This is a genomic window from Pseudomonas sp. GL-R-26 (assembly GCF_019947365.1).
Lineage (GTDB): Bacteria > Pseudomonadota > Gammaproteobacteria > Pseudomonadales > Pseudomonadaceae > Aquipseudomonas.
Genome location: NZ_JAGYGI010000002.1, coordinates 222,874 through 237,834 on the forward strand (window position 1 = coordinate 222,874; position 14,961 = coordinate 237,834).

The 14,961-nt window shown below is 60.4% G+C and carries 17 protein-coding genes; 7 read left to right on the top strand and 10 right to left on the bottom strand.

All coding sequences use genetic code 11. The annotated features are described in order from the left end of the window. Positions 1-127 precede the first annotated feature (127 nt). Both glnL and ntrC read left to right on the top strand, forming a co-directional pair. A complete protein-coding gene (gene glnL, locus KGA96_RS04200; RefSeq protein WP_008047753.1) occupies positions 128-1,213 on the top strand; it encodes a nitrogen regulation protein NR(II) in 1,086 nt (361 codons plus the stop codon). Next, on the top strand, positions 1,210-2,646 hold the full coding sequence (gene ntrC / locus KGA96_RS04205; protein ID WP_046040882.1) for a nitrogen regulation protein NR(I): 1,437 nt from the start codon (positions 1,210-1,212) through the stop codon (positions 2,644-2,646). The genes glnL and ntrC overlap by 4 nt, the downstream gene beginning before the upstream one ends. 483 nt (positions 2,647-3,129) lie before the next feature. On the opposite strand, the gene KGA96_RS04210 is transcribed toward ntrC, so the two are convergent. Beyond that, on the bottom strand, positions 3,130-3,570 hold the full coding sequence (locus tag KGA96_RS04210) for a hypothetical protein (RefSeq protein ID WP_046040880.1): 441 nt from the start codon (positions 3,568-3,570) through the stop codon (positions 3,130-3,132). Between KGA96_RS04210 and trmL the strand changes: the two genes are divergently transcribed. Next, entirely contained in the window at positions 3,569-4,024 is a 456-nt protein-coding gene (gene trmL, locus KGA96_RS04215; RefSeq protein ID WP_046040879.1) for a tRNA (uridine(34)/cytosine(34)/5-carboxymethylaminomethyluridine(34)-2'-O)-methyltransferase TrmL, read from the top strand. The two genes, KGA96_RS04210 and trmL, sit on opposite strands and share 2 nt — an antisense overlap. A gap of 132 nt (positions 4,025-4,156) precedes the next feature. Here trmL and secB read toward each other — a convergent pair whose 3' ends face one another. Genes secB through KGA96_RS04230 form a run of 3 tightly spaced genes read right to left on the bottom strand, consistent with a single transcriptional unit; the run spans position 4,157 to position 5,368 of the window. After that, positions 4,157-4,642, bottom strand: a complete 486-nt coding sequence (gene secB / locus KGA96_RS04220; protein ID WP_046040878.1) for a protein-export chaperone SecB — start codon at positions 4,640-4,642, stop codon at positions 4,157-4,159. A 56-nt stretch (positions 4,643-4,698) separates the two neighbouring features. Next, on the bottom strand, positions 4,699-4,953 hold the full coding sequence (gene grxC / locus KGA96_RS04225; RefSeq protein WP_008047737.1) for a glutaredoxin 3: 255 nt from the start codon (positions 4,951-4,953) through the stop codon (positions 4,699-4,701). 1 nt (position 4,954) lies between these two features. After that, positions 4,955-5,368, bottom strand: coding sequence for a rhodanese-like domain-containing protein (locus KGA96_RS04230; protein WP_046040877.1), 414 nt, complete (start codon positions 5,366-5,368; stop codon positions 4,955-4,957). Positions 5,369-5,520: 152 nt separating this feature from the next. On the opposite strand from KGA96_RS04230, the gene gpmI reads away from it, so the two are divergent. The 4 genes from gpmI (at position 5,521) to KGA96_RS04250 (ending at position 10,726) form a co-directional block, all read left to right on the top strand. Further along, on the top strand, positions 5,521-7,050 hold the full coding sequence (gpmI, locus tag KGA96_RS04235; protein ID WP_046040876.1) for a 2,3-bisphosphoglycerate-independent phosphoglycerate mutase: 1,530 nt from the start codon (positions 5,521-5,523) through the stop codon (positions 7,048-7,050). Positions 7,051-7,301: 251 nt separating this feature from the next. Further along, a complete protein-coding gene (locus tag KGA96_RS04240) occupies positions 7,302-8,597 on the top strand; it encodes a murein hydrolase activator EnvC family protein (protein WP_046040875.1) in 1,296 nt (431 codons plus the stop codon). Positions 8,598-8,628: 31 nt separating this feature from the next. After that, a complete protein-coding gene (locus KGA96_RS04245; protein WP_046040873.1) occupies positions 8,629-9,948 on the top strand; it encodes a S41 family peptidase in 1,320 nt (439 codons plus the stop codon). A 1-nt stretch (position 9,949) separates the two neighbouring features. Next, a complete protein-coding gene (locus KGA96_RS04250; protein WP_223511723.1) occupies positions 9,950-10,726 on the top strand; it encodes a divergent polysaccharide deacetylase family protein in 777 nt (258 codons plus the stop codon). Between the two features lie 146 nt (positions 10,727-10,872). Here the strand turns inward: KGA96_RS04250 and KGA96_RS04255 are convergent, their stop codons facing one another. The 6 genes from KGA96_RS04255 to hisB form a co-directional block, all read right to left on the bottom strand. Continuing rightward, positions 10,873-11,628, bottom strand: a complete 756-nt coding sequence (locus KGA96_RS04255; RefSeq protein WP_046040870.1) for a substrate-binding periplasmic protein — start codon at positions 11,626-11,628, stop codon at positions 10,873-10,875. A gap of 78 nt (positions 11,629-11,706) precedes the next feature. Then, a complete protein-coding gene (gene hisF, locus KGA96_RS04260) occupies positions 11,707-12,477 on the bottom strand; it encodes an imidazole glycerol phosphate synthase subunit HisF (protein WP_007972752.1) in 771 nt (256 codons plus the stop codon). Positions 12,478-12,561: 84 nt separating this feature from the next. After that, entirely contained in the window at positions 12,562-13,311 is a 750-nt protein-coding gene (gene hisA / locus KGA96_RS04265; protein WP_046040868.1) for a 1-(5-phosphoribosyl)-5-[(5-phosphoribosylamino)methylideneamino]imidazole-4-carboxamide isomerase, read from the bottom strand. A gap of 42 nt (positions 13,312-13,353) precedes the next feature. Further along, complete coding sequence (locus tag KGA96_RS04270; protein ID WP_007989200.1) at positions 13,354-13,611, bottom strand: DUF2164 domain-containing protein; 258 nt, start codon at positions 13,609-13,611, stop codon at positions 13,354-13,356. Then, positions 13,612-14,250: an imidazole glycerol phosphate synthase subunit HisH gene (gene hisH / locus KGA96_RS04275; protein WP_008047713.1), complete on the bottom strand. Its 639-nt coding sequence runs from the start codon at positions 14,248-14,250 to the stop codon at positions 13,612-13,614. Beyond that, a complete protein-coding gene (gene hisB, locus KGA96_RS04280) occupies positions 14,250-14,843 on the bottom strand; it encodes an imidazoleglycerol-phosphate dehydratase HisB (protein WP_003218037.1) in 594 nt (197 codons plus the stop codon). The genes hisH and hisB overlap by 1 nt, the downstream gene beginning before the upstream one ends. Positions 14,844-14,961 lie beyond the last annotated feature (118 nt).

The following is a 14,961-nucleotide window of genomic DNA, read 5'->3' on the forward strand; positions in this document are numbered from 1 at the left end:
CACGCAAACGAGCGTCAAACGCCTGTTTCAGGCGCTGAACGCTTCTTTTCGGAGCCTTGGTTTGGTTTTTGCATTTTGCCCGTACCAGCGTTTTTTTTGCGCATGCTCTGCCCTAAAAGAGGTCCCGATGACCATTAGCGACGCACTCCACCGCTTGCTACTCGACAACCTCACCACTGCCACCATCCTGCTTGATGCCGAACTGCGCCTCGAGTACATGAACCCGGCGGCGGAGATGCTGCTGGCCATCAGCGGCCAGCGCAGCCATGGGCAGTTCATCAGCGAGCTGTTTACCGAATCGACCGAGGCGCTGAACTCGTTGCGCCAGGCCGTCGAGCAAGCGCACCCGTTCACCAAGCGCGAGGCCATGCTCACCGCCCTCACCGGCCAGACCCTGACCGTCGACTACGCGGTAACGCCGATTCTGAGCAACGGCGACACGATGCTGCTGCTCGAAGTCCACCCCCGTGACCGCCTGTTGCGGATCACCAAGGAAGAAGCACAGCTGTCGAAACAGGAAACCAGCAAGATGCTGGTTCGCGGCCTTGCCCATGAAATCAAGAACCCCTTGGGCGGGATTCGCGGCGCGGCACAATTGCTGGCCCGGGAACTGCCGGAAGAAAGTCTGCGCGACTACACCAACGTCATCATCGAAGAAGCCGACCGCCTGCGTAACCTGGTGGACCGCATGCTCGGCTCCAACAAGCTGCCGTCGCTGGCCATGTGCAATGTCCATGAAGTGCTTGAGCGCGTCTGCCATCTGGTGGAGGCCGAAAGTCAGGGCTGCATCACCTTGGTGCGCGACTACGATCCAAGCATCCCCGACGTCCTGATCGACCGGGAACAAATGATTCAGGCGGTCCTGAACATCGTGCGCAACGCCATGCAGGCCATCAGCACCCAGAACGAACTGCGCCTGGGCCGCATCAGCCTGCGCACCCGCGCCATGCGCCAGTTCACCATCGGCCATGTGCGCCATCGCCTGGTGACCAAGATCGAAATCATCGACAACGGTCCGGGCATCCCGGCAGAACTTCAGGAAACCATTTTCTTCCCCATGGTCAGCGGTCGTCCGGACGGTACCGGGCTGGGCCTGGCCATTACCCAGAACATCATCAGCCAGCACCAGGGCCTGATCGAATGTGACAGCCACCCCGGCCACACCACCTTCTCGATCTTTCTGCCACTGGAACAAGGAGCCACATCGACATGAGCCGTAGTGAAACCGTGTGGATCGTCGATGACGACCGTTCTATCCGTTGGGTCCTGGAAAAAGCCCTGCAACAGGAAGGCATGACCACGCAAAGCTTCGACAGCGCCGATGGCGTGATGAGCCGCCTGGCGCGCCAGCAGCCGGACGTGATCATCTCCGACATCCGCATGCCCGGCGCCAGCGGCCTGGAGCTTCTGGCGCGGATTCGCGAACAGCACCCACGGCTGCCGGTGATCATCATGACCGCGCACTCCGATCTGGACAGCGCTGTCGCGTCCTATCAGGGCGGCGCCTTCGAGTACCTGCCCAAGCCGTTCGATGTCGACGAGGCGGTTTCCCTGGTCAAGCGCGCCAACCAGCACGCCCAGGAACAACAAGGCCTTGAAGTTGCCCCGACCCTGACCCGCACCCCGGAAATCATCGGCGAAGCGCCGGCGATGCAGGAAGTGTTTCGCGCCATCGGGCGCTTGAGCCACTCCAACATCACCGTGCTGATCAATGGTGAATCGGGTACCGGTAAAGAACTGGTGGCCCACGCCCTGCACCGTCACAGCCCGCGCGCCGCTTCGCCGTTCATTGCGCTGAACATGGCGGCGATCCCCAAAGACCTGATGGAATCCGAACTGTTCGGCCACGAGAAAGGCGCGTTCACGGGCGCGGCCAACCTGCGTCGCGGGCGTTTCGAGCAAGCCGATGGCGGTACGCTGTTCCTCGACGAAATCGGCGACATGCCCGCCGACACCCAGACTCGTCTGCTGCGGGTACTGGCCGACGGCGAGTTCTACCGTGTCGGCGGTCATGTGCCGGTGAAGGTCGATGTGCGCATCATCGCCGCGACTCACCAGAATCTGGAAACCCTGGTACACGCCGGGAAATTCCGTGAGGACTTGTTCCACCGCCTCAACGTGATCCGCATCCATATCCCGCGCCTGTCGGATCGCCGCGAAGATATCCCGACCCTGGCCAAGCACTTCCTCGGCCGCGCTGCCCAGGAGCTGGCAGTCGAGCCAAAGCTGCTGAAAAGCGAAACCGAGGAATACCTGAAGAACCTGCCGTGGCCCGGCAACGTGCGTCAGCTGGAGAACACCTGCCGCTGGATCACGGTGATGGCTTCGGGTCGCGAAGTGCACATCGGCGACCTGCCGCCGGAGCTGCTGAGCCTGCCTCAGGACTCGGCGCCCGTGACCAACTGGGAACAGGCCCTGCGCCAGTGGGCTGACCAGGCGCTGGCCCGTGGTCAGTCGAGCCTGCTCGACAGCGCCGTGCCGGCCTTCGAGCGGATCATGATCGAAACCGCCCTCAAACACACCGCCGGTCGCCGCCGCGATGCCGCCGTCTTGCTGGGTTGGGGACGCAACACCCTGACGCGCAAGATCAAGGAATTGGGGATGAAGGTAGATGGCGGGGATGATGATGAGGGGGATGAGGGCTAAACAGCCTTTAGTACTTCGCTGATCGTTAGGCCCAATCGCGAGCAAGCTCGCGATGCTTTTTTGGGTTAACAGTGCACCGCCGCAATGCACCGTGAACCGCAATCGCGCACAAAAACAGCTTCGAATCCCCGCCTGCTTTCGCAATCGAATCCCTTTCGAAAAAACACGAAAGCCCCGAATCTCGGGGCTTTCAGCGTTTAAAACCGGCTTTTTGTTTCTCTTTATGAAAACTGGCACGCCCCCTGCAATAACCCTTTCAAGTGAATCAGTTCACCTACCCGGTTTCGGGGACCTTGGTACAGGCAGGCCGGGGATTCCCCTCTTTACATCGGGCTCATACCGCATCCGCGACGAGCCCAGCAGTTTTGGGGCCCTTGATACAGGCAGGTCAGGGGTTCCCTCTTTACACCGGGCTCACACCGCATTCGCGACGAGCCTCCCGTTTCGGGAACCTTGGTACAGGCAGGCCGGGGATTCCCTCTTTTATTGCTCCCGGAGATGGATCTCCAGCCGCCAGCGGTCATCGACCTCGCTACCGGCCCACTCGCCCTGCAGGGGCCGGGCCGCCACCAGTGTCAGCAACAACCCCCCATCGCTCAAACGTACCCGCCAGTTCACGTCCTTGCCGCCGAGCTTGAGCTGACCTTTCTGCGCCTTGCCTTCGGCGCCAAACAGCAGCGCGACACTGCCATCAACCATCTCGCCGTGGGTCTTGGGTTCGTTGTTGAACCACACCACCAGCCCGTCGTTCGTCACTTCAACCTGCTGCAATTGACTGGGGTCTGGCGTAGTCAGGCGACCGATCATCATCCCGACCATCACCCCGACAATCGCCAGCGAGCCCATTACCCGCAGGAATAGTTTCGAACGCACGCCTTCTGGCGGCGTAGAATGCGCGTCATCTTTGCCTTCGGAGCCGTGCATGTTTCACGTCATCCTTTTCCAACCAGAAATTCCGCCGAATACCGGCAACGTTATCAGGCTGTGCGCCAACAGTGGCTGCCACCTGCATTTGATCGAGCCGCTGGGTTTCGAGATGGACGACAAGCGCCTGCGCCGGGCCGGCCTCGATTACCACGAGTATGCCACCCTGCAACGCCACGCGGACCTCGCCAGCTGCCTGGAGAGCCTCGGCCATCCACGGCTGTTCGCCTTCACCACCAAGGGTTCGCGGCCGTTCCACGATGCCAGCTTCGTCCCGGGCGACGCGTTCCTGTTCGGCCCGGAAAGCCGGGGCCTGCCCGCCGACGTACTGGACGCCCTGCCCAACGAGCAACGCCTGCGTCTGCCGATGCGCGAGGGCTGCCGCAGCCTGAACCTGTCCAATACCGTGGCGGTGGCCGTTTACGAAGCCTGGCGTCAGAACGACTTCAAATAACACCGCATAGCAAATGTGGGAGCGGGCTTGCTCGCGAAGGGGTCATCAGCTTCAACATGAATGTTGACTGAAAAACCGCTTTCGCGAGCAAGCCCGCTCCCACATTGGACTTGCTTCGACGCTCAGGAATGCTTACTGAACGGTCGGAGTCTCGCCAGCAGCCTGCATGCGTTGCAGCTCTTGCGCGTACAGCGCATCGAAGTTCACCGGAGCCAGCATCAGTGCCGGGAACGAACCGCGGGTCACCAGGCTGTCCAGGGTTTCGCGAGCGTACGGGAACAGGATGTTCGGACAGAACGCACCCAGGGTGTGGCTCATCGAAGCGTCGTCCAGATTCTTGATCAGGAAGATCCCGGCCTGTTGCACTTCAGCGATGAATGCCACTTCGTCACCGTTTTTCACGGTAACCGACAGGGTCAACACGACTTCGTGGAAGTCAGATTCCAGCGTCTTCTGACGGGTGTTCAGATCCAGACCGACGCTCGGCTCCCACTGCTGGCGGAAGATCGCCGGGCTTTTCGGAGCTTCGAAGGACAGGTCACGCACATAAATGCGCTGCAAGGAGAATTGCGGTGCAGTTTCTTCTTCGTTCGCAGCAGTGTTCTGTTGGTCAGTCATCGCAGATCCTTCTTGATCCAGGGTTCTTTTAGGTTTGCTTGTTTTGGGTATTGCCGTCAGGCCCTGAGCAGCGCGTCGAGCTTGCCGGCGCGCTCCAGGGCGAACAGATCATCACAACCGCCCACGTGGGTGCTGCCGATCCAGATTTGCGGCACAGACGTACGCCCGGCCTTCTGGGCCATCGCAGCACGCACCTGCGGCTTGCCATCGACCTTGATCTCTTCGAAGGCCACGCCTTTGTTCTCGAGCAGGTACTTGGCTCGCGAGCAGTAAGGGCAGTAATCGCTGGAATAGACGACGACGCTACTCATATCACTTCACCAGCGGCAGATTGTCGGCTTTCCAGCTGGAGATACCGCCGGACAGCTTGGCGGCGGTGAAGCCGGATTTCATCAATTCGCGAGCGTGGGTGCCGGCGGTCTGGCCCATGGCGTCAACCAGGATGATGGTCTTGGCCTTGTGCTTTTCCAGTTCGCCAACGCGGGCGGTCAGTTTGTCCTGGGGAATGTTCAGCGCGCCGACAATGTGACCGGCGGCGAAATCCTTGGTTGGACGAATGTCGATCACCACGCCTGCGTCCTTGTTGACCAGCCCGGTCAGTTCGCCGGTGCTCAGGCTGCGGCCGCCGCCCTGCATTTGATAGGCCAACAGCAGGGCCGCCAGTACGACGAAGATACCGACGAGAATGTAGTGGTTAGTGGCAAATTCAATCAGGTGAGCAACCATCGAAGGAGGTTCCAGGGCGTTAAAATGTCGGCCAGTATACACAGCCACTATGGTGGGCCAAACCCCGTCCGGCGGTGACGTGGCCGGAACTTCGCTTTAAACTGCGACTCCCTTTTCCATTGCCCCTTTTTACTTAAGCCAGAGCGGATTCCATGACTACCACGCCTAAACCTTTGGTCCTGATGATTCTCGACGGCTTCGGTCACAGCGACAATCCCGAATCCAACGCCATTTTTGCGGCGAAGAAGCCTGTACTGGATCGTCTGTGGTCCACCGTGCCGAACGGCCTGATCTCGGGCAGCGGCATGGACGTCGGCCTGCCGGACGGCCAGATGGGCAACTCCGAAGTCGGCCACATGAACCTGGGCGCCGGCCGCGTGGTATATCAGGACTTCACTCGCGTCACCAAATCGATCCGTGACGGCGAGTTCTTCGAGAACCCGACCATCTGCGCTGCCGTGGACAAAGCCGTCGCTGCCGGCAAAGCCGTGCACTTCATGGGCCTGCTGTCCGATGGGGGCGTGCATAGCCACCAGGATCACCTGGTCGCCATGGCCGAACTGGCCTTCAAGCGCGGCGCGCAAAACATCTACCTGCACGCTTTCCTCGACGGCCGCGATACTCCGCCGAAAAGCGCGCAGTCATCGATCGAACTGCTCGACGCGACCTTCCAGGCCCTGGGCAAAGGCCGGATCGCCAGCATCATCGGCCGCTACTACGCCATGGACCGCGACAATCGCTGGGACCGCGTGTCCCAGGCCTACAACCTGATTGTCGATGGCCAGGGCGAATTCAACGCCGCCACCGCTCAGGAAGGCCTGCAAGCGGCCTACGAGCGCGGCGAGAGCGACGAATTCGTCAAAGCCACCTCCATTGGTGAGCCGGTAAAAGTCGAAGACGGTGATGCCGTGGTGTTCATGAACTTCCGCGCCGACCGTGCCCGCGAGCTGACCCGCGTGTTCGTCGAAGACAACTTCAGTGAGTTCGAGCGTGCCCGCCAGCCGAAACTGGCCGGTTTCGTCATGCTGACCCAATACGCCGCCAGCATCCCTGCACCGTCGGCTTTCGCTGCCGGCAGCCTGGAAAACGTGCTGGGCGACTACCTGGCGAAAAACGGCAAGACCCAGCTGCGCATCGCAGAAACCGAAAAATATGCCCACGTGACCTTCTTCTTCTCCGGCGGCCGCGAAGAACCGTTCCCGGGCGAAGAGCGCATCCTGATTCCGTCGCCGAAAGTCGCTACCTATGACTTGCAGCCGGAAATGAGCGCACCGGAAGTCACCGACCGCATCGTCGACGCCATCGAAAACCAGCGTTACGACGTGATCGTCGTCAACTACGCCAACGGCGACATGGTTGGCCACAGCGGCGTGTTCGAAGCGGCGGTCAAGGCCGTTGAATGCCTGGACCTGTGCGTGGGTCGCATCGTCGATGCCCTGGAAAAAGTCGGCGGCGAAGCCTTGATCACCGCTGACCATGGCAACGTCGAGCAAATGTCCGATGAAACCACCGGCCAGGCGCACACTGCGCACACCACCGAGCCGGTACCGTTCATCTATGTCGGCAAGCGCGATCTGAAGGTCCGCGAGGGCGGCGTACTGGCGGACGTGGCGCCGACCATGCTGAAGTTGCTGGGCCTTGAGCAACCGGCGGAAATGACCGGGACTTCGATTCTGGTCTGACTGGATCTCCAAAACGCCACAAAACCTGTGGGAGCGAGCTTGCTCGCGATAGCAATCTGACAGCCAACATCTATGTTGAATGATCGGACGCCATCGCGAGCAAGCCCGCTCCCACAGTGCTTTATGGAGTTTTCGAAATGGAATTCAGTCTGTCGCTTGCTCCAGTTATCACACAGTCAGAAATGGGCATTTTTTTTGCCGCCCATGGCGGGCATACTAGGCCGTCCCTTTCCCTGGTGCCGCCCGCCCCTATGCTCCGCGTCCTGATAGCCCTAGCTCTGACTTGCCTGCTCCAACCGGCCTTTGCTGACGAGCGCGCAGATACCCAACAACAGTTGGACGCCACGCGTCAGGACATTGCCGAGCTGAAAAAGCTGCTGGGCAAGCTGCAGGAAGAAAAGTCCGGTGTGCAGAAAGAGCTCAAGGGCACCGAAACCGAAATGGGCAAGCTCGAGAAGCAGGTCGACGCCCTGCAAAAAGAGCTGAAGAAAAGCGAAGCCGAGCTGCAGCGACTCGATGCGGAGAAAAAAAAACTCCAGAGCGCGCGCATTGAACAGCAACGACTGATCGCCATTCAGGCTCGGGCGGCCTACCAGAACGGTCGCCAGGAATACCTCAAGCTGCTGCTCAACCAGCAGAATCCGGAAAGATTCGCCCGTACCCTCACCTATTACGACTACCTGAGCCAGGCTCGCCTGGAGCAGTTGAAGAATTTCAACGAAACCCTGCGCCAACTGTCCAATGTCGAGAAAGACATCGCCATGCAGCAGGCGCAATTGCTGGTGCAGCAAAGCAGCCTCGACACTCAGCGTGACGAGCTTGAGAAAGTCCGCAAGGAGCGCCAGCAAGTCCTGGCCAAGCTCAATGACGACGTAAAGGCTCGCGATCAGAAACTGGCGACGCGCGAGCAGGATCAGGCAGACCTGTCTAAAGTCCTTAAAACCATTGAAGAAACCCTGGCCCGCCAGGCTCGTGAGGCAGAAGAAGCGCGGCAAAAAGCGCTGATTGCCCAGCAGGAAGCCGAAAAAAAGCGTTTACGTGAGGCCCAGGCGCAGGCAGATGCCAGCGACGACGCCCCACGCAAACCGGTCAGGTCGACACCTGGCGCACTGGTTTCCAGTTCCGGCGAGACCTTTGGCGGCCCGTTTGCGTCAACCCGCGGCAAACTTCCCTGGCCTGTCGACGGTCGACTGCTGGCGCGCTACGGTGAAAGCCGTGGCGACGATGCCCGGACCAAGTGGGATGGCGTGATGATCGGCGCGTCTGCCGGCAGCACCGTGCATGCGGTGCATGGTGGTCGCGTAGTGTTTGCCGACTGGCTGCGAGGCGCCGGGTTGCTGGTGATCCTCGACCACGGCAACGGTTTTTTGAGTCTTTATGGTCACAACCAGACGCTGCTCAAGTCTGCGGGTGATGTTGTTAAAGCCGGTGAGTCCATCTCCACTGTCGGCAACAGTGGCGGGCAGGACACCCCAGCGCTGTATTTTGCTATTCGTCAGCAGGGTCACCCGAGTGATCCGGCACAATGGTGCCGCGCGCAAGGATAAGCGCGTTACCTAATTCAGGAGTTTGTTAGACATGCTGCATTTGTCCCGCCTTACCTCGCTGGCCCTGACGATCGCCCTGGTGATCGGCGCGCCTCTGGCGTTTGCCGCTCAACCAGCGCCGGCGGTTGCGCCTGCGGGCACTGCTGCGACCACCAAGGCGCCACTGCCGCTGGATGAGTTGCGCACCTTTGCCGAGGTGATGGACCGGATCAAGGCCGCTTATGTCGAACCGGTGGACGACAAGACCCTGCTGGAAAACGCCATCAAGGGCATGCTCAGCAACCTCGATCCGCATTCCGCCTACCTGGGCCCTGAAGATTTCGCCGAGTTGCAGGAAAGCACCAGCGGTGAATTCGGCGGCCTGGGCATTGAAGTCGGCGCCGAAGACGGCTTTATCAAGGTGGTGTCGCCCATTGACGATACTCCAGCCTCCAAGGCCGGCATTCAGGCCGGCGACTTCATCGTCAAGATCAACGGCCAGCCGACCCGTGGCCAGAGCATGACCGAAGCCGTGGACAAGATGCGCGGCAAGATCGGTCAGAAAATCACCCTGACCCTGGTGCGCGACGGCGGCACGCCGTTCGACGTGACCCTGGCCCGCGCCGTCATCCAGGTGAAGAGCGTGAAGAGCCAGTTGCTGGAATCGGGCTACGGCTACATCCGCATCACCCAGTTCCAGGTCAAGACCGGCGAAGAAGTCTCCAAGGCCCTGGCCAAGCTGCGCAAGGACAACGGCAAGAAGCTCAAGGGCATCATTCTCGACCTGCGCAACAACCCGGGCGGCGTGCTGCAGGCGGCGGTGGAAGTGGTCGACCACTTCATCACCAAGGGCCTGATCGTTTACACCAAGGGCCGCATCGCCAACTCCGAGCTGCGGTTCTCTGCCACCGGCAAGGACGAAAGCGAAGCCGTGCCAATGGTCGTGCTGATCAACGGCGGCAGCGCCTCGGCTTCGGAAATTGTCGCCGGCGCCCTGCAGGACCAGAAACGTGCCGTGCTGATGGGCACCACCAGTTTCGGCAAGGGCTCGGTGCAAACCGTGCTGCCGCTGAACAATGAGCGCGCATTGAAGATCACCACGGCGTTGTATTACACGCCGAACGGCCGCTCCATCCAGGCCCAGGGCATCGTGCCGGACATCGAAGTACGCAAGGCCAAGATCACCAGCGAGCAGGACAGCGATTACTTCAAGGAAGCTGACTTGCAGGGTCACCTGGGCAATGGCAACGGCGGCGCCGATAAACCGACCAGCTCCAGCGGCAAAGCCAAGCCGATGCCGCAGGACGATGATTACCAATTGGCCCAGGCCCTGAGCCTGCTCAAAGGGCTGAGCATCACGTCCGGCCGTTGAGATGTTTCTGCGGTTGCTGATTGGTCTGTTGTGTTGTCTGGCGGGTGTTGCTCACGCAGAACCCGCCGGACCAACGCCCCACAAAGCCTACCTGAGTCTGATCTTCGATGACCTGGGGCAGAACCTGCCCCGGGATCGCCGCGTGCTCGCCCTGCCCGGCCCGGTGACCACGGCAATCATGCCCGACACGCCCCACGCCACCGAATTCGCTCGCGAAGCCCATCGCGCCGGCAAGATCGTCATCCTGCACATGCCTATGGACCCGGCCACCGGACCGTTCGCCTGGCACCCCGAGTTGCCCATCGAAGAGCTGGAAAAGCGCCTGGACGCCGCGTTCAAAATGGTCCCGTACACCAGCGGCATCAACAACCACATGGGCAGCCGCATGACCGCACAGCCAGCCGCCATGGCGTGGTTGATGGCGGATTTGCAGCGCCGGCATAAATTCTTCGTCGACAGCCGCACCAGCGCCCAGACCGTGGCCGCAGCCGAAGCGCAGAAAATCGGTTTGGCGAGCGTTTCGCGGGATGTGTTTCTCGACGATGAGCGCGCTGAAGCGGCGATCCTGACCCAACTGCAGACCGCGATCAGCCTCGCGCACAAGCAGGGTTCGGCGGTGATGATCGGGCATCCGTATCCGCAGACATTGGCGGTGCTGGAGCGTGAGTTGCCCAAGCTGAAGGCTCAGGGAATCGAGTGGATTGATATCCGGCAGATGATCAGTGTGCGCGGTAACCGGGCGACGGCGGCGCATGGGAAGGATGGGGTGTACCGCTAGCAACTACACCACAGAACCCCTGTGGGAGCGAGCTTGCTCGCGATAGCGCCATCAAATTCAACATCTCTATCGACAGGCAGACCGTCATCGCAAGCAAGCTCGCTCCCACAGTGGTCCGAGCATGGCTAAAGGGTTGGTGTTGAATCCTAGAGATACTGCGCCATGATCTCGTCCACCCGACCTTCCTTGCGCATCTGGTCCAGCGCCGCCTGGAGCTTGGCCACCGTCTCGTCCGGCACGTCCTTGTTCAGTGCCAGGTACAGTTCGGCACTGTTGAAACGCAGTACGGTTTTCAACCCGCTGACCCCTTCCTGGCGCGCCAGATAACGCCCGGCCGGGTCACCGGTGGCCCACAGGTCGATCTGCCCGTTGACCAGCTTCCTGGCGTTGTCCTGATCTCGCAGCACAACGATCGGGTTGAGGCCCTGCTTAGCCAGCGTCTCGGCAATGGCGTCGCCCTTGTAGGCGCCGATCTTGTATTTGCGCGCGTCATTCAAGGTTTCGAGGGTGATCTTGCTGTCAGCCTTGGCCAGCATGATCCAGTCGTCCGGGCCAATCGGGCCGACCCATTTGAATAGCTTCTCGCGATCCGGCAACCGCGCCATGACGAATACGCCGTAACCGGGTTTTTCCAGGGTGAGTTTGTAGATTCGCTCCCAAGGGAAACGCAGCGTCAGGCTGTAGGTAATGTCGGCGCGCTTGAACATCTCGCGGACGATATCGGTGGCGATGCCATTGATGTTCTCGTCCTGAGCGAAGTTCTTGCCGTTCTTCGCCATGTTGTACGGCGGGAAGTTCTCCGTCAGCAACACCAGGTCGGTATCGGGGCTGTCTTTAGCGTTTGCTCCGCTGATCAACAAAAGAGAAGCGCTGACAAGGACGAGAAGAAAGCGTTTAAGCATGTCTGGCTACCGAAATCCATGGCGTACCCAAGAGTGCCTTGGGTACGCCATGGTGTCCACTGGCCTGTATCGGTTTGTTTAACGCATCACGATTCCGCGATGGGCCATATAGGCCTTGGCTTCCTGCACGGTGTATTCGCCGAAGTGGAAAATACTCGCCGCCAGCACCGCGCTGGCGTGGCCTTCGATAATGCCGTCGGCCAGGTGTTGCAGGTTGCCGACACCGCCGGAAGCGATCACCGGGATGCCCAGCGCATCGCTGATGGCGCGGGTGACGCCCAGGTCGAAACCGTTTTTCATGCCGTCCTGGTCCATGCTGGTCAGCAGGATTTCGCCGGCGCCCAGGCCTTCCATTTTCTTCGCCCACTCAACGGCGTCGAGGCCGGTTGGCTTGCGACCGCCATGGGTAAAGATTTCCCAGCGCGGGGTTTCACCCGGCCCGGAAACCTTCTTCGCGTCGATGGCCACCACGATGCATTGCGAACCGAAATGCTGTGCGGCTTCTCCGACGAACTCCGGGTTGAATACCGCGGCGGTGTTGATCGAGACCTTGTCCGCACCGGCATTGAGCAGGTTGCGGATGTCCTGCACGGTGCGCACGCCACCGCCCACGGTCAGCGGGATGAACACCTGGCTGGCCATGCGCTCGACGGTGTGCAGCGTGGTGTCGCGGCCATCGACGCTGGCGGTGATGTCGAGAAAGGTAATCTCGTCGGCGCCCTGCTCGTCGTAGCGACGGGCGATTTCCACCGGGTCACCGGCGTCGCGGATGTTTTCGAATTTCACACCCTTGACCACCCGGCCGTTGTCCACGTCCAGGCAAGGGATGATGCGTTTGGCCAGAGCCATACTTAATCTCCGATTAAGAGTTGCAAGCTTCAAGCTATAAGCTGCAAGTAAGAGCGGATCGCGGTCGCGCTTTTAACTTGCAGCTTACAGCTTGGAGCTGGCCGCGTAGCCATCACAAAAAGCTTGAGCCTCAGCAACATCCAGAGTGCCCTCATAAATCGCGCGGCCTGTGATCGCACCGATGATGCCTGGCGCCTTGGCGTCGAGCAGGGTCTTGATGTCACCCAGGTTGTGGATGCCGCCGGAAGCGATCACCGGGATCTTTGTTGCAGCAGCCAGTGCCGCGGTGAACGGTACGTTGCAGCCCTGCATCATGCCGTCTTTGGCGATGTCGGTATAAACGATCGCGGAAACGCCGTCAGCTTCGAACTGCTTGGCCAGGTCGATCACCTGGATGGTGCTGATTTCAGCCCAACCGTCGGTGGCAACGAAACCGTCCTTGGCGTCCAGGCCGACAATCACCTTGCCCGGGAACGCGCGGCAGGCTTCTGCAACGAAGGCCGGATCTTTCACGGCCTTGGTGCCGATGATCACGTAGCTAACGCCCGCTTTCACGTAGTGCTCGATGGTTTCAAGGGAGCGGATACCGCCGCCGATCTGGATCGGCAGGTTCGGATAGCGCTTGGCGATGGCGGTGACCACTTCACCGTTGACTGGCTGGCCTTCGAAGGCGCCGTTCAGGTCGACCAGATGCAGACGACGGCAACCGCCCTCCACCCACTTGGCAGCCATGCTCACCGGGTCATCGGAGAACACCGTGGAATCTTCCATGCGGCCCTGGCGCAGACGAACACAGGCACCGTCTTTAAGATCGATAGCGGGAATAATCAGCATCTGGCAAACCTTCAAATTTGAATGTTCAGCTTGGCTCGGAAATCAGTTTTTCTCGAGCGCCCACAAGTCGCTTTCGATGCTTTCGAACCTCTCCTTGAGGTGCGCCTGCACATCGAAAATCGCCCTGTTGTAATAGTGCGGAGCAATTTCACGGGTAAACAGCTCAAGAATCTCCGCCGCCTCGAACGAGCCGAGGTCGAGTTCGAAGCGGTCTTCCATGAAACGCTTGATCTTGCGATTGGCCTCGCTCTCCTGCTCGGGAGTGAGGGTCAGGATCGGGGGCTTCTTCTTGACTGCCATTTACCAGCGACCGTCCCACGCAGCGAAGTTCTGCAGCAACTGCAGGCCATGGGTATGGCTTTTCTCCGGGTGGAACTGCACGGCGAAACGCGAGCCTTCGGCCAGCGCCGCGGCGAAATCGACACCGTAGTGACCGCCACCCACCACTTGCCGCGCGTTGGCGGCAGCGATGTAGTAGCTGTGCACGAAGTAGAACCGCGCCATGTCCGGAATGTCGTGCCACAGCGGGTGACTGACCTTCTGCTTCACTTCGTTCCAGCCCATGTGCGGGACTTTCAGGTGTTCGCCGTCTTCGACCAGATCCTTGCCGAAGAACTTCACCGCACCCGGGAACAGGCCAATGCAGTCGACGCCATCGTTCTCTTCGCTGGTATCGAGCAAGGCTTGCATGCCCACGCAGATGCCAAGGAACGGACGGTCCTGGCTGACTTCACGCACCAGCGAATCGAAACCGAGGCGACGGATCTCCGCCATGCAATCGCGAATCGCGCCAACGCCGGGGAAAACCACCCGGTCGGCTTCGCGAATCACGTTGGCATCGCTGGTGATCAGCACCTTGCCGGCACCCACGTGCTCGAGGGCCTTGGCCACCGAGTGCAGGTTGCCCATGCCGTAATCGATAACCGCGACTGTCTGCATTACAGGACGCCCTTGGTCGAAGGCATTTGCCCGGCCATGCGGTCATCGAGCTCGACGGCCATGCGCAGGGCACGGCCGAAAGCCTTGAACACGGTTTCGATCTGGTGGTGGGTGTTGGTGCCACGCAGGTTGTCGATGTGCAGGCTGACCAGCGCATGGTTGACGAAGCCCTGGAAGAATTCCTGGAACAGGTCAACGTCGAAGCCGCCGACAGTGGCGCGGGTGTACGGCACGTGCATCTGCAGGCCTGGACGGCCGGAGAAGTCGATCACCACGCGCGACAGCGCTTCATCGAGCGGCACGTAGGCGTGGCCGTAGCGACGGATGCCTTTCTTGTCGCCGATGGCTTTGGCAAACGCCTGGCCGAGGGTGATACCGACGTCTTCCACCGTGTGGTGGTCATCGATATGCAGGTCGCCCTTGCTGACAATATCCAGGTCGATCAGCCCGTGACGGGCGATCTGGTCCAGCATGTGCTCAAGAAAAGGAACACCGATATCAAATCGGGCCTTTCCGGTGCCATCGAGGTTGATCGAGGCTTTGATCTGGGTTTCCAGAGTGTCGCGCTCGACAGACGCCTTACGTTCGGCCATCACCAGCTCCGCAAAATCATTGGGCGAAAAAGGCAGCCATTATAGGCTTGCGGGCGCCAAACAGAAACACGAGAGGTGATATCCCTGACGGAGTGAATCCGGGGGTACCGACGATAGA